The organism is Rhodococcus sp. NPDC059968, from assembly GCF_042738615.1.
GTDB lineage: Bacteria > Actinomycetota > Actinomycetes > Mycobacteriales > Mycobacteriaceae > Rhodococcus_F.
In genome coordinates this window covers 73,643-87,263 of record NZ_JBHWUE010000030.1, presented here as the reverse complement: position 1 = coordinate 87,263, position 13,621 = coordinate 73,643, and the positions used below count along the sequence as shown (strand labels likewise).

The 13,621-nt window shown below is 67.3% G+C and carries 11 protein-coding genes; 4 read left to right on the top strand and 7 right to left on the bottom strand.

What is annotated here, in order from left to right; genetic code table 11:
* Nucleotides 1-110: 110 nt before the first annotated feature.
* Nucleotides 111-1,289 (top strand): hydroxylase, encoded by a 1,179-nt coding sequence (locus tag ACFWAY_RS23520; RefSeq protein WP_378512361.1) that lies wholly within the window; start codon nucleotides 111-113, stop codon nucleotides 1,287-1,289.
* A gap of 46 nt (nucleotides 1,290-1,335) precedes the next feature.
* On the opposite strand, the gene ACFWAY_RS23515 is transcribed toward ACFWAY_RS23520, so the two are convergent.
* The 3 genes from ACFWAY_RS23515 to ACFWAY_RS23505 all read right to left on the bottom strand — a co-directional run bounded on the left by ACFWAY_RS23515 (nucleotide 1,336) and on the right by ACFWAY_RS23505 (nucleotide 4,847).
* Complete coding sequence (locus tag ACFWAY_RS23515; protein WP_378512360.1) at nucleotides 1,336-2,637, bottom strand: bifunctional o-acetylhomoserine/o-acetylserine sulfhydrylase; 1,302 nt, start codon at nucleotides 2,635-2,637, stop codon at nucleotides 1,336-1,338.
* Nucleotides 2,638-2,677: 40 nt separating this feature from the next.
* Nucleotides 2,678-3,205 carry an OsmC family protein gene (locus tag ACFWAY_RS23510; RefSeq protein WP_378512359.1) on the bottom strand — a complete coding sequence of 176 codons (528 nt, stop codon included), beginning with the start codon at nucleotides 3,203-3,205 and terminating at the stop codon, nucleotides 2,678-2,680.
* 232 nt (nucleotides 3,206-3,437) lie between these two features.
* Nucleotides 3,438-4,847, bottom strand: coding sequence for a PLP-dependent aminotransferase family protein (locus ACFWAY_RS23505; RefSeq protein WP_378512358.1), 1,410 nt, complete (start codon nucleotides 4,845-4,847; stop codon nucleotides 3,438-3,440).
* A 49-nt stretch (nucleotides 4,848-4,896) separates the two neighbouring features.
* Between ACFWAY_RS23505 and ACFWAY_RS23500 the strand changes: the two genes are divergently transcribed.
* Nucleotides 4,897-5,355: a carboxymuconolactone decarboxylase family protein gene (locus ACFWAY_RS23500; RefSeq protein ID WP_164065663.1), complete on the top strand. Its 459-nt coding sequence runs from the start codon at nucleotides 4,897-4,899 to the stop codon at nucleotides 5,353-5,355.
* A 305-nt stretch (nucleotides 5,356-5,660) separates the two neighbouring features.
* On the opposite strand, the gene ACFWAY_RS23495 is transcribed toward ACFWAY_RS23500, so the two are convergent.
* A complete protein-coding gene (locus ACFWAY_RS23495) occupies nucleotides 5,661-6,203 on the bottom strand; it encodes a gamma carbonic anhydrase family protein (RefSeq protein WP_378453241.1) in 543 nt (180 codons plus the stop codon).
* 453 nt (nucleotides 6,204-6,656) lie between these two features.
* Between ACFWAY_RS23495 and ACFWAY_RS23490 the strand changes: the two genes are divergently transcribed.
* Nucleotides 6,657-8,933 carry a SulP family inorganic anion transporter gene (locus tag ACFWAY_RS23490; RefSeq protein ID WP_378512357.1) on the top strand — a complete coding sequence of 759 codons (2,277 nt, stop codon included), beginning with the start codon at nucleotides 6,657-6,659 and terminating at the stop codon, nucleotides 8,931-8,933.
* Between the two features lies 1 nt (nucleotide 8,934).
* Here the strand turns inward: ACFWAY_RS23490 and ACFWAY_RS23485 are convergent, their stop codons facing one another.
* Both ACFWAY_RS23485 and ACFWAY_RS23480 read right to left on the bottom strand, forming a co-directional pair.
* Entirely contained in the window at nucleotides 8,935-9,831 is an 897-nt protein-coding gene (locus ACFWAY_RS23485; RefSeq protein WP_378512356.1) for a diiron oxygenase, read from the bottom strand.
* Between the two features lie 99 nt (nucleotides 9,832-9,930).
* Complete coding sequence (locus tag ACFWAY_RS23480; protein ID WP_378453244.1) at nucleotides 9,931-11,514, bottom strand: MFS transporter; 1,584 nt, start codon at nucleotides 11,512-11,514, stop codon at nucleotides 9,931-9,933.
* A gap of 90 nt (nucleotides 11,515-11,604) precedes the next feature.
* Between ACFWAY_RS23480 and ACFWAY_RS23475 the strand changes: the two genes are divergently transcribed.
* A complete protein-coding gene (locus ACFWAY_RS23475; RefSeq protein ID WP_378453245.1) occupies nucleotides 11,605-12,276 on the top strand; it encodes a TetR/AcrR family transcriptional regulator in 672 nt (223 codons plus the stop codon).
* A 203-nt stretch (nucleotides 12,277-12,479) separates the two neighbouring features.
* Here ACFWAY_RS23475 and ACFWAY_RS23470 read toward each other — a convergent pair whose 3' ends face one another.
* Nucleotides 12,480-13,535 (bottom strand): adenylate/guanylate cyclase domain-containing protein, encoded by a 1,056-nt coding sequence (locus ACFWAY_RS23470; protein WP_378453246.1) that lies wholly within the window; start codon nucleotides 13,533-13,535, stop codon nucleotides 12,480-12,482.
* Between the last annotated feature and the right edge of the window lie 86 nt (nucleotides 13,536-13,621).

Sequence of the window (13,621 nt, the reverse complement as noted above, 5' to 3'; positions counted from 1 at the left end):
AGATTTAGGTGATACGAACTTTCAAGTGTGGGGTGCGGATCGGCTCGGAATTGCCACCCCGGGGCTATATTGACTAGAACGTGTTCTACTCACGGTGGAAGGGAGTCCCGATGGGTCAGGTTCTCGACAGAATCGAAGGCGTCGCCGAGGAGATTCGCGGGCAGGCCGTCCAGTCGGAGGCGGCCTGCCGGCTCACTGACACCGCCGCCGGCCTCCTGCGCGACTCCGGGGCGATCCGGTTGCTGCAGCCCAAGCTCTACGGCGGCTACGAGGTCCACCCCCGCGAGTTCGCCGAGACCGTCATGGCCATTGCCGCACTCGACGGTGCGAGCGGATGGGTCACCGGGATCGTCGGCGTGCACCCGTGGGAACTGGCGTTCGCCGACCCACAGGTGCAGGAGGAGATCTGGGGCGAGGACAACGACACGTGGATGGCGTCGCCGTACGCGCCCATGGGTGTCGCGACCCCGGTCGACGGCGGGTACGTCCTGAAGGGGCGGTGGTCGTTCTCGTCCGGCACCGACCACTGCCAGTGGGCCTTCCTCGGGGCGATGGTCGGCGACGGCGAGGGCGGCATCGCGATGCCGCCCTCGTCTCTGCACGTGATTCTGCCGCGCACCGACTATCAGATCGTCGAGGACACGTGGGACGTCATCGGACTGCGCGGATCGGGAAGCAAGGACCTGATCGTCGACGGTGCGTTCGTCCCGGGCTACCGGACGTTGAACGCGTCGAAGGTGATGGACGGGCGTGCGCAGAAGGAGGCGGGCAGGCCGGAGCCGCTGTTCAACATGCCCTATTCCTGCATGTTTCCGCTCGGCATCACCGCCGCCGTCATCGGCATCACCGAGGGCGCGCTGGCCTGTCACATCGCGGTGCAGAAGGACCGCGTCGCGATCACGGGCCAGAAGATCAAGGAGGATCCGTACGTGCTCAGTGCGATAGGAGAGTCCGCCGCCGAGATCGATGCGTCGCGGGTCTCCCTCATCGAGACCGCCGACCGGTTCTACGACAAGGTCGACGCGGGCAAGGAGATCACGTTCGAGGAGCGTGCGATGGGACGCCGCACCCAGATCGCCGCGGCCTGGCGTGCGGTGCGTGCCGTGGACGAGATCTTCGCGCGCGCCGGCGGTGGCGCGTTGCACTACAAGACGCCGATGCAACGGTTCTGGCGGGACGCGCATGCCGGTCTGGCGCACGCGGTCCATGTTCCCGGATCCACCAACCACGCGAGCGCGCTCACCCAGCTCGGCGGCGAACCGCAGGGGATGATGCGCGCAATGATCTGACAGCGCCGGGAGACCGAGGCGCACGCCTCGGCCTCCCGGCATCGGATCAGACTGCAGCTGCGGCGAATCCGGTCTCGAGGTCGGCGAGGATGTCGTCGATCCCTTCGATGCCGACGGCGAGCCGGACCAGTCCGGGCGTCACACCGGCGGCGAGCTGTTCCTCCGGGGTGAGCTGCGAGTGTGTGGTGGACGCGGGGTGGATCACCAGCGAGCGCACGTCGCCGATGTTCGCGACGTGGCTGTGCAGGGTGAGCGCGTTGACGAACTTCTTGCCGGCATCGACACCGCCGGCCAGTTCGAACGTCACGATCGCGCCCGGACCCTTCGGGGTGAGCTCCTGTGCGCGCTCGTGCCACTGCGAGGACGGCAGACCCGCGTAGGCCACGGACGTGACCTCCGCGCGGGCCTCGAGGAACTCGGCCACCTTCTGGGCGTTGGCGACGTGCCGCTCCACGCGCAGGCTGAGGGTCTCGATGCCCTGCGCGATGAGGAATGCGTTGAACGGGGCCACCGCGGAACCGAGGTCGCGGAGCAACTGCACGCGCGCCTTCAGCGCGTAGGCCGGGGCGCCGAGGTCCGCGAAGACGACGCCGTGGTAGCTCGGGTCCGGCGTGGTGAAGTTGCCGTGGCGGCCCTGGGTCCAGTCGAACGTGCCGCCGTCGACGATGACACCGGCGATCGCCGTGCCGTGGCCGCCGAGGTACTTGGTGGCCGAGTGCACGACGATGTCGGCGCCGTGCTTCAGCGGCTGCAGCAGGTACGGGGTGGCCACCGTGTTGTCGACGATCAGCGGGATCCCGTTGTCGTGGCCGACCTTCGAGATTCCCGGGATGTCCAGGATGTGGTTCTTCGGGTTGGCGATCGTCTCACCGTAGAACGCCTTGGTGTTCGGGCGGACGGCGCTGCGCCACTGGTCGAGGTCGTCGGGGTCCTCGACGAACGAGACCTCGATGCCGAGCTTGGGCAGCGTGTAGTGGAAGAGGTTGTAGGTGCCGCCGTACAGGTACGGGCTGGAGACGATGTGGTCGCCCGCCTCCGCGAGGTTCAGCACCGCAAAGGTTTCCGCGGCTTGCCCGGAGGACAGCAGCAGTGCGGCGACGCCGCCTTCGAGGGCGGCGATGCGCTGCTCGACCGCGTCCTGCGTGGGGTTCATGATGCGGGTGTAGATGTTGCCCGGTTCCGCCAGACCGAACAGTGCGGCAGCGTGATCGGTGCTGTCGAACGTGTACGAGGTGGTCTGGTAGATCGGCAGCGCCCGCGCCTTGGTGGTCGCGTCGGACGTCTGCCCGGCGTGGATCTGCTTGGTCTCGAACGACCAGTTGACGGTGGGGTCGATGCTCTCGGTCACGAGTGGTGTCCTCCGGATTCGGTAGGGTGGATGTGGTGAATCAGTTGTCGCCGGTAGCTGTTTCGACGACGGTGTGGACCGGGGTCTGATTGGGGGTCAGGTCGAGGACGGGGCAGTGCGCATCCACCGCTTCCTGCAGTTCGAGGTAGCGCTCGCGCGATTCCGGACCGGTCAGCGTCACGACGACGCGCACCTCGCCGAACCCTGCACGGACGGTGTCGTCGAAGCCGAAGAACCCGCGCACGTCGAGGTCGCCCTCCGCACGCGCCGAGATGTCGTCGACGCGGACACCGAGCTTCTCGGCCCAGAAGCGGTACGTCACCACCTGGCAGGAGAGCAGCGATGCGAGGTAGTACTCCACGGGATTGGCGGCAGAGTTGTCGCCGCCGAGCGCCGGCGGCTCGTCCACCTCGACGCTGTACTTGCCGAGCGTGACGGTGCTCGCGACGGCGTCGTGCGCCTGCGCGGAGGCGCGGAAGACGACGTGGGCGTTCGCGGAATCCTGGGAAACGGCGTCGCGGGTGGCGCCGATGACGGACGTGAGGTGCGAAACGGATGCAGTGGTCATGACAGTACGAATCCTTCGAAAACGAGGGTGTGCAGGAAGAACCCGGCGTGGACAAGGTCACGCCGGGAGGGGTCCGATCAGGAGATCGGACACCTCGAGGTACACACCAGTGCGAAATCGACATGGCGACGCCGCGTCAGCAGCTGCCCTGAGTCGATCACGCCGGATTCGGTCACGGATCAGACTGTAACCGCACGACACGCATTCCGACCAGTCCCATAGGAAATTCTGCTCACGGAGTGGGCAGCGCCCGGCACAGGGCGTCGAGAGTGGCCGAGAAACGCGCGGACGACGGCGTGCTGTAGCCGACGACGAGCCCGTCGGGCCGGTTCGCGGGACCGTCCGGATGACGGAACGTGCGCAGACCCTCCACTGCGAGCCCGAGGGCCGCGGCCCGGTCGACGGTGGCCGACTCGGTCCCGTCGGGAAGTTCGAGTACGGCGTGCAAACCGGCCGCGATGCCGGTGACGTGCACGTGTGGTGCACGGGCAGCGAGGGTTTCGACGAGGGTGTCGCGCCGACGGCGGTAGAGGGTGCGCATCCTGCGGACGTGCCGGTCGAATGCGCCCCGATCGATGAAGTCGGCCAGGGTCAGCTGGTCCGTCGCGCTGACCCATCTCTCGTATCCGCCCTTGACTGCCAGGACGCGGTCGATCAGCCGTTCCGGCAGCACCATCCATCCCACGCGGATCGCGGGGGCGAGGGTCTTGCTCACCGTGCCCAGATAGGCCACTTCATCCGGGGCCAGACCCTGCAGGGCGCCGACGGGTTGGCGGTCGTACCGGAACTCCCCGTCGTAATCGTCCTCGATCACGATCGCCCCCGTCGAGCGCGCCCATTCCACGAAAGCGGTTCTCCTGCTCGGATGGAGCGGCCCGCCGGTGGGGAATTGGTGGGCCGGCGTGAGCAATGCCGCGGAGAGTCTGCTGCCTGTCGTGTCCGGGGGTTGCGCTCCACGGTCGTCGAGTTGCAGGGGGGTGGTGGAGACGCCGGCATCGCGGAGAAGTTCACGATGCAGATGCAGGCTGTACCCTTCGACGGCGATCGGTCCCTTCACGGCGCGGGCGAGCAACCACAGTCCGTGCCCCGAGCTCGCACTGACCACGATGCGGTCGGGATCGGTGCGCACTCCCCTTGCGCGAGAAAGGTACTCGGCGAGGGCGCGACGGAGTTCGGGGCGCCCCCGCGGATCACCCGGACCGAAGGCGTCGTTGGGTGCCGCGGTGATCGCCCGGCGGGCCGACGTCATCCAGGCGGCACGCGGAAACTCCCCGACGTCGGGCGAACCGGGCATCAGGCTCAACGCCGGTCGGGGCGCGGCCGTGGAACGGGAGCGCGGACGTCGGTCGGGCCGGCCTGCCCGATCGGCGACCCGGGTCCCCGACCCCTGCCGGGCGGTGAGCCAGCCCTCGGCCACGAGTTCGGAGTACGCCTCGGCGACGGTGTTGCGGGCGATGCCGAGGTCGAAGGCCAGCGTGCGGGACGGCGGGAGGGTGGTGCCGGCGACGAGCCGTCCCGACCGAATCGACTCGCGCAGAGCGGAAACCAGGTTTGCGCGCACCCCCGGCGTCCGTCCACCACCGGACGCGGTGAGGTCGAGATGGAGGTCGCGGCCCAGACCCGAATTGGCCCAAGTTTCCATGCTCATATTGAACCATACAGATGGGCTATTCCGCGCCTACTGTTCTCGGATGACCACAACAGAGCGCAAGACCCGAGTCGATCTCGCCCGCAAGGCCCCCGCCGTCTACAAGGCGATGATCGCCCTCGACGCCGCCGCACGGCAGGGCCTCGACCCGGAGCTGGTCGAGCTGGTAGTCACCCGCTGCTCCCAGATCAATCACTGTGCCTGGTGCATCGACATGCACACCGCCGATGCCCGCAAGATCGGCATCAGCGAACAGAAGCTGTACCTGCTGGGCGCGTGGGAGGAGGCACACGGGCTGTACACCGACAAGGAGCGCGCCGCGTTCGCGCTCGCCGAGGCGATCACCGTGCTGACCGACGGCTTCGTCCCCGACTCGGTGTACGAGGAGGCGGAAGAGTACTTCGAGGAGACGGAACTGGCGCAGCTCATCTCGCTGGTGCTCACGATCAACGCGTGGAATCGCATCGCCGTGAGCACACGGAAGACCCCGCGGGTGCGCTGAGCGCGAGCCGAAGGCCTCGTGGTTCACGGGCCCTGCCGAGCAGGGAGCGTTCCTCGACGGACATGACTCGGTCGAATCCTGGGAGGCGGAAACGAACGCCCTGCTCGACGCGCTCGGTGCATCCCTGCAGAGCGAATCGTCCTTCGTCTGACGTCCGCTCAGGAGTTTTCTGCCGGACACGGTCGTGCAACCGCCTCCCGAACATCCAGCTGGCGCATGGGAGCGAACCGGGGGACCCCGACGGGCCACGCAGTCGTCGCTGCTGCGCGGCAGATCGAGAAGTCCGTTCCGCGCGACTGAGTCGCTCAGGCGATGTCGAGGGCGACGACCTGCGCCGATCGATGTTGCTGCGCCAGTTGACGGTAGACCGCGGCATTGGCGGCGTTGTGGGCCACCTCGTCGTCGGTGAGTTCTCGGCGAACCTTCGCGGGCACGCCGGCGACGAGTGATCGCGGCGGAATTCGGGTTCCTTCGAGTACCAGTGCGCCGGCCGCGATCAGCGACTGGCCGCCGATCACCGCGCCGTTGAGGATCGTGGCACCCATACCGACGAGGGCGCCGTCCTCCACCGTGCAGCCGTGCAGGACGGCATTGTGCCCCACGCTCACGTCCCTGCCGACTACGACGGGGAAGCCCGGGTCGACGTGAACAGCCACTCCGTCCTGGATGTTGCTTCCCTCGCCAAGGGTGATGGAATCGCAATCGGCACGCAGCACGGCGCCGTACCAGACGCTGGCCTCCGCGCCGAGGGTCGCGGCGCCGATCACCGCGGCGGTGGGCGCGACCCAGGTGGTCTTCTCCGCGCGCGGCGAACTTCCATTGATCGCAACGACGTGTGGTTCTCTCACCGTGTTCTCCTCCTGTCGAGAGCGGATTCCTGCTGCACTGCGCAGCGTCCTGTAGTCCATTGTCGTGTGGCGCGGACTCCGGGCATTGCCAATTGTGACTGCTACCGACGTGGCCGTGGCGGTGCAGACGTACCCGGAACGGAGTTTTCTCGGAGGTGCTCGACCGCGTTCGCCTTTCCGTTCGACACCCTCGGAACCGCCACACCGAGCAGGTGCTCACTCGGCCGGGGCGGTACGCATCGCGATCGTGCCGACGCCTGTCCAATGCTGACCGGCACGTCTCACGGTGTGGTGGCGGCCGCGGTGAACTTTGTGTACTTTAATCTTCATGTAATGGACTGTTGTCCAATAGGTTTCGATTCAACTGGGCGAAAAGCACTGTCACAGTGACACATGCCACAAGATCAGGTCCGTTTCGGGCGTTTCGTCGTTCTCCGCCCGTAAGGTGACGACATGTCGATCCTCGAGAACGAGAAAGCACCCCCATCCGGTGCCCCCGCCCCCGGACCGACCCTCGGCGAAAGGTTTCGAAATAACGCGCGATACGACCTACCCGCGTCGCTCGTCGTCTTCCTTGTCGCACTACCGCTGTCGCTCGGCATCGCAATCGCGTCCGACGCCCCCATCATGGCGGGGCTCATCGCGGCGATCGTCGGCGGTGTGGTTGCGGGTTCCATCGGTGGCTCACCGCTCCAGGTCAGCGGTCCTGCCGCCGGATTGACCGTGGTGGTAGCGGAATTGGTCGCCACGTTCGGCTGGAAGGCCACGTGCGCGATCACCGTCGCGGCCGGATTCCTTCAAATCATCTTCGGAATCAGTAGAATTGCCCGTGCTGCCCTGGCCATCGCTCCGGTCGTCGTCCACGCCATGCTGGCGGGTATCGGAATCACGATCGCCCTCCAGCAGATTCACGTCCTCCTCGGTGGCAGCTCACACAGCTCGACCGTCGAGAACATCACTCAGCTCCCCGGACAGCTGACGTCCGCCCGGTACGGCGACGTCCTCGTGGGATCGGTGGTCATCGCCGTCCTGCTGTTCTGGAAGAAGATCCCCGGCAAGCTCCGGGTGCTCCCCGGCCCGCTGGTCGCGGTCGTCGCCGCCACCGTTCTGTCCCTGGTCTTCCCGCTCGACGTCGATCGAATTGCGTTGGACGGCTCCCTGTTCGATGCCGTGGCGCTGCCCTCGATGCCGGACGGCCCGTGGCTGGCGGTGGCCACCGGCGTACTCACGGTCGCGCTGATCGCGAGCGTCGAGAGCCTGCTGTCCGCGGTCGCCGTCGACAAAATGCACGGCGGGACGCGGTCGGAATTCAACCGTGAACTCGTCGGTCAGGGCTCGGCCAACATCATCTCGGGTCTCATCGGCGGCCTGCCGGTCACGGGTGTGATCGTGCGTAGCTCCACCAACGTCGCTGCCGGGGCACGAACCCGGGCGTCCGCCGTGCTGCACGGCGTGTGGATCCTCGTCTTCGCCGCGCTGCTGACTGCACTGGTCCAGCAGATTCCGATGGCAGCGCTCGCCGGCCTCCTCATCGTGATCGGCATCCAGCTCGTCAAACTGGCCCACCTGCGTACCGCGCGACGCACCGGCGACCTGTGGGTGTACGGCGTGACCGTGGCCGGCGTGGTCTTCCTGAACCTGCTCGAGGGCGTGATCATCGGTCTCGCACTCGCAGTGGTTCTGCTGCTGTGGCGGGTCATCCACCCCAAGATGAAGGCCGAACCCATCAGCGCCGAGGACTCCGGGCGGTGGCGCGTGACCGTCGAGGGGTCGTGCAGCTTCCTGTCCATGCCGGCATTGACGGGGCTCCTCGCGAAGGTGCCCGAGGGCGCGCACGTCACCGTGGAACTGGCGGTCGACTTCCTCGACCACGCCATGTTCGAAGCGATCGACGACTGGAAGCGTCACCACGAGCGAAACGGCGGAACGGTCGTGATCGACGCGCTCGGTCCCGTCGACATGGACGCCGTCGGTGCATCGCCGCCCCGGCGCGGCATCGGCGTGGCAAGCCCCCGCGGCTTCGCCCCGTGGAAGAGCTGGCAGCCGCGGCACACCGACACCGACGAGAACACCACACCGGCGGCACTCCGACCGGTCCTCGCGGGAGTGTCGGAGTACCACCGGCGGAACGCGGCTCAGCTGCAACCGCACCTCGACGACCTGCACGACGGGCAGCGCCCCGACTCGCTGTTCCTCACCTGCTCCGATTCACGCATCGTGCCGAACGTCATCACCAGCAGCGGGCCCGGCGACCTGTTCACCGTGCGCAACGTGGGCAACCTCGTTCCGACCGGCAAACAGGACGTGTCCGTCGAGGCAGGCCTTGCCTTCGCCCTCGATGAACTCGAGGTCAGCTCGGTGATCGTGTGCGGCCACTCCGGCTGCGGCGCGATGAAGGCCGTGCTCGCGAGTGCGCCGCCCGCAACCGACGGGTCCGACCGCGACGCCGTCGAGCAGTGGCTGACGTTCGCGCAGCCGAGCCGGAACGCGTTCCTCAGCGGACATCCGGTAGCGCGGTCAGCGGCCGAACTCGGATTCGACGAGGTCGATCAGCTGGGCATGGTGAATGTGGCGGTCCAGGTACAGACCCTCGGGCGCCATCCCCTCGTCGGCGCGGCGGCGGCCGAGGGTCGAGTACGCGTCGCGGGAATGTTCTTCGACATTCCGTCAGCGCGCGTACTCGAGATCACCTCGACCGGTGTGTCCTACCTGGACCAGGTCCCCACATGATTCAGAGGAGATGGACCCCCTTGTAGAGGCGCTTCGACGGGCCGCCGACGAGGCCGACGCTATCGAGGAACTGCATCAACTTGGAACCGGACGTACGGACGGTGTCCTTGTAGTGCTGGTTGTTCTTGGCCTCGGCGGCGGCCCGCTTCGGGTCGAGACCGGCGTTCTCGTAGACCTCCTTGCGGATCATGCTCTTCATCACGAAGTACACGACCGCGGCGGTGTTGAGGCGCTCGATCTGGAGGCGTGCCCAGCTGGCACCCTCGATGCGGCGTCCGACCTCTTCGCGGGCGAAGCGGATGTGGCGGGCCTCTTCGAGGACGTGGATCTTGCTCACCGTGCGGGTGACGGGCTGCACCCGCTCGTCCTTCATGAAGTCGCGCTGCATCATGTCGAGGATCTCCTCGGCGGCCATCACGCTGGCGTACGCGTTGGCGCCCTTGAAGAATCCGCCCCAGATGCGTCCGAGCTTGTGGATCACGGGGTGCGGGCCGTAGCTCGGCATCCCGAAGCGCTCACCGGCGCGGGCGAACATCACCGAGTGGCGGCACTCGTCGGCCACCTCGGTGAGTGCGAACTGGACGTGGCGCGAGTGCTTGTCGCGGCCGTACACGTCGCGCAGCAGCATCTGCATGAGCAGGATCTCGAACCACAGTCCGACGCTGGAGACGCTGGCGGCCTCGTGTTTGGTGAGCTCGATCTTCTGCTCTTGGGGCATCTCGTCCCAGAGGGCCGTGCCGTAGAGCGTGCTCCATTCGGGGGTGAGACCGAACTTGTCGTCGGGAATCGGTGCTTCCCAGTCGACCTCGACCATCGGGTCGTAGGACTTGCGTGCCGACGACGCCAGCAGGCGCTGGGCGGTCTCTTCGCGGTCGGAGACGACGATCGATGCGGTCATCACTACCCCTTGATCTGTGACTAGGCGGTCAAGTAACTGTGACATTCAGTAACTGATACCGAACCTTACAGCGACGACGGTCACAGGGGCAACGTCCGCTCAGTCGACGTCGGCCAGTTCTTTCGGCGATTCGGCCTTCGGCGCGGAGCCCTTCCGCCCGGGAGCCCATACCGCGAGAAGCAGCGACGCGGCGAACAACACGCAGGCCAGCACGATGGATGCCTCGTCGAAACCCTTCAGGAACGAATCCCGAGCGAACGTCGCCAGCTGCTCGCCCTGGGGGCCGGCAACTTCGGCGACCTGCAGCGCCGCCGCCAGCGAACTGGACACCGGCTCCTTCGCGGCCTCCGGCACGGCGTCGACCGCCGGCTGCACATGTGTGCCGTACCCCGCGGCGAGGACGCTGCCCGCCAAGGCGACCCCGATGGCCGAACCGATCTCGCGCGCCGTGTCGTTGACGGCCGACGCGACACCCTGCTTCGCGTCGGGGGTGTTCTGCACAATGGCCGCTGTCGCGGGCGCCGTGCACAGTCCGATACCGAAGGCGGCCACGAGCAGCGGGCCGCACACCTCCGCGTAGCTCGAATGCGCATCGAGCCGGACCAGCAGGAGGATGCCCAGGCCGAGCAGTGCGGAGCCGGACGCGAGCAGCGGCCGGAGCCCGACGTGCGGGATGAGCATCGGCATGACCGCGGACATCGCCACGACCGGCACGGCGATGGGGGCGAGCGCCAGCGCGGACTGCAGAGGGGAGTAGTTCAGCACGAGCTGCAGGTACTGGACGACGAGGAAGAACAGGCCGAGAGAGGCCAGGAACTGCAGAAGGAGCGACATCGACCCCGAGCCGAAGGCGCGGTTGGCGAACAGCCGGACGTCGAGCAGCGGACGCTTTCTGTGCAGTTCCACGAGGGCGAACGCGGCCGCGGCGACGAGCCCGCCGACGAGCAGTCCGAGCACCACGGGATCCAGCCAGCCGCGCTGCGGCGCTTCGATGGTTCCCAGGACGAACAACCCGACCGCGGCGGCGATCAGCCCGGTGCCGGGCAGGTCGAGTGGTGGTCGTTCCGTCTCCCGGGACGAGGAGATGGTGAAGCCCGTGACGAAGATCAGGGCGGACACCACGGTGAGACTGATGAAGATGGCGTGCCACGACCACTTCTCGAGCAGGAGTCCGGAGACGAGCAGGCCCGCGATTGCGCCGGACCCCGCGACGCCCGACCAGATGCCCACGGCCCGACCCCGGTGTGCGGGCGGAAAACCGGCGGTGAGCAGCGACAATGTCGCGGGCATCACGAGGGCGGCACCGACGCCCGCTATCGCCCGGGAACCGATGATCCACTCGGGTGTGTCGTTGATGATGGGAATCGCGGTGGCAACGCCGAAGATCAACAGCCCGGCCATGAGCAGCCCACGCCGGCCGTACCGGTCGCCGAGCGCGCCCGCCGGAAGCAGCAGGGCGGCCAGGGTCAGGGTGTAGCCGTCGACGATCCACGTGAGCTGGCTCTGGCTGGCACCGGTGTCGCGCGCGAGGTCGGGGAGCGCGGTGTTGAGTGCCGCCATTGCCGCGACGACGAGGGCGACAGCGCAGCACGAGACCGTCAGCATCCAGAGCTGTCGAAGGGTCCAGCCGGTGGTGTTGCTCTGTTCGGTGTCCTGCGGTGGTGCGGAGTCCCGAGAGCGCACGATGTAGTCCCTCCATGGAAGTAACGAGACTGTCAGTATCGTTGGTAGACTGACAGTTCACAAGAGGTCGGGCAGTGGCAGGAACGGGCGGTGCAGATGACCGAGCAGGATCCCCGCAGGCAGCGCTCTCGCGCGAGACTTCTCGACGCCGCGACAACTCTTCTCGCGAAGGGTGGCACCGACGCCGTCACGATCGACGCCGTCACCAAGCTGGCGAATGTGGCTCGGGCCACGCTCTACCGGCATTTCGACAACGGCACCGAACTGGTCGCCGCGGCCTTCGGGCGGCTGATCCCACCCGCGCCGACAGTGCCCGCCGAAGGCGACCTCCGCGACCGGCTGGTCGAGTTGATGGTCAGTCAGGCGAAACTCATCGAGAGTGCGCCCATGAACGTGACGGCCATGTGCTGGCTCGGAATGGGCCCCGCGTTGGACGACTACTCGAGCGCGGCCGCTGCCGAGTCGGACAAACCGGAACTGCGGACCCTGAGGCAGACCATCGTCGAGCAGTATCGGGCGGCGTTCGACCAGGTCTTCGGAACACCCCAGGCGGCCGAACGCCTCGGCGAATTCGACTACGACCTCGCTCTCGCGCAACTCATAGGACCGCTCGTCTTCACCCGGCTCGCCACCCTCACCCCGCTGGGACGCGCCGCGTGTGAGCAGATCGTCGACGACTTCCTCGCCGCACGCGCAGCCCAGGTCGAAGCCGGTGCCGGCACGCCGACGCTGCTCGAGATACCGCCTGCTCAGGCGTTATGACGTCGACAGTTCAGCGAGTCGTCACTACCGTGGCGGTGCGCGCGGCACCCGATGCCGCGCATGTCGTATGAATGGTGTGGGAAGGTTTCTCGATGATCACTGATGCACTCAACTGGCTCCTCGGTGCGTGGGGCGGCGTCGCCGCCGGCAGCAGCGGATACTCCATCCCGCCCGGAACCCTTCCCTTCGGAAGCTGACGGTCGTCAGGCGTCCCGGTTACGGCGCAGCACGAACTGTTCGAGCCTACGTATCCCTCGAACGCGTCGTGGGCGTAGCTGCTTGAGGTAGTAGCCGGGAGCGTCGGCGAGTTCGTGGGCGAGCTCCTCGTCGATCAGCACCGTGCCGGGACGCGCCGAACCGGTGAGTCGCGCCGCGGTGTTGACCACGGAGCCGTAGAGGTCGCCGAACCGGACGAGAACCGGACCCATCGCGAGACCGACCCGCAGTTCGGGGTCCGTCTCGTCCGGCAGAACCTGCTCCTGCAGCTGCAGGGCGATCTCCGCCGCATCGGCCGGCGACTCGACGGCGAACATCACCTCGTCGCCGACCGTCTTCACCACCCATCCCTGATGCCGGCCGATGACGGACGTCGACGCCGACTCGAATCGTTCCAGAAGGTCGCTCAACTCCCGGGCGCCGAGCTGACGGGTCAACGACGTGTACCCGACGATGTCCGCGAAGCCGACCACCAGTTTCCGGCTCGCGACCTCCTCACCGGGGTTCCCCACGTTGCGTCCGGTGGTCGAGGCGACATGCCTCCGCCACACATAAGCCTGCAGCGACTCGACCGCCGGAAGGATCTCGGCGGTGAGTTCGCGCACCTGCTCCCGGATGGCCTGCTCGTCGCTGCCCGCCGAGTCCGCGAGCTGATCGACGATGTGGGTGCTGATCAGCGACACCTGCCATTCGGCGAGCCGCGACAGCGACTGACCGAGAGCGCGGGCCGCCGCCACTTCGCGTTCCGGTGAGATGATCCCCCGTTCGACGAGCGACGCCATGGTGCGCAGCGCGGCGGCGTCGCCCTCGGTGAACATGACGCTGTCCGGGTCGATGTCGACCGCGAAACCCATCGACACCCACAGGCGGTCCGCCCGCTCGAGTGATACACCCGCGACGTCGGCGATCTCGGCCCGCGTGAAGCGGCGGGGCCCGCCCAGAAGCGACTCCTCGAGATCGGCCTGGACGTCCCGGAGCAGGCTCGGCGAGATCTCCGTCGTCGCTACGGCCTCTCCGCCGTTGTCGGATGATTCCGAGGTCACGTCGTTCCTCTCGATACGTTCGATGCACGCGCTGTCGCTCGTGCGTCCATCGCCCTCAATCTGCCACTGTGCGAGCCCGTCCGATG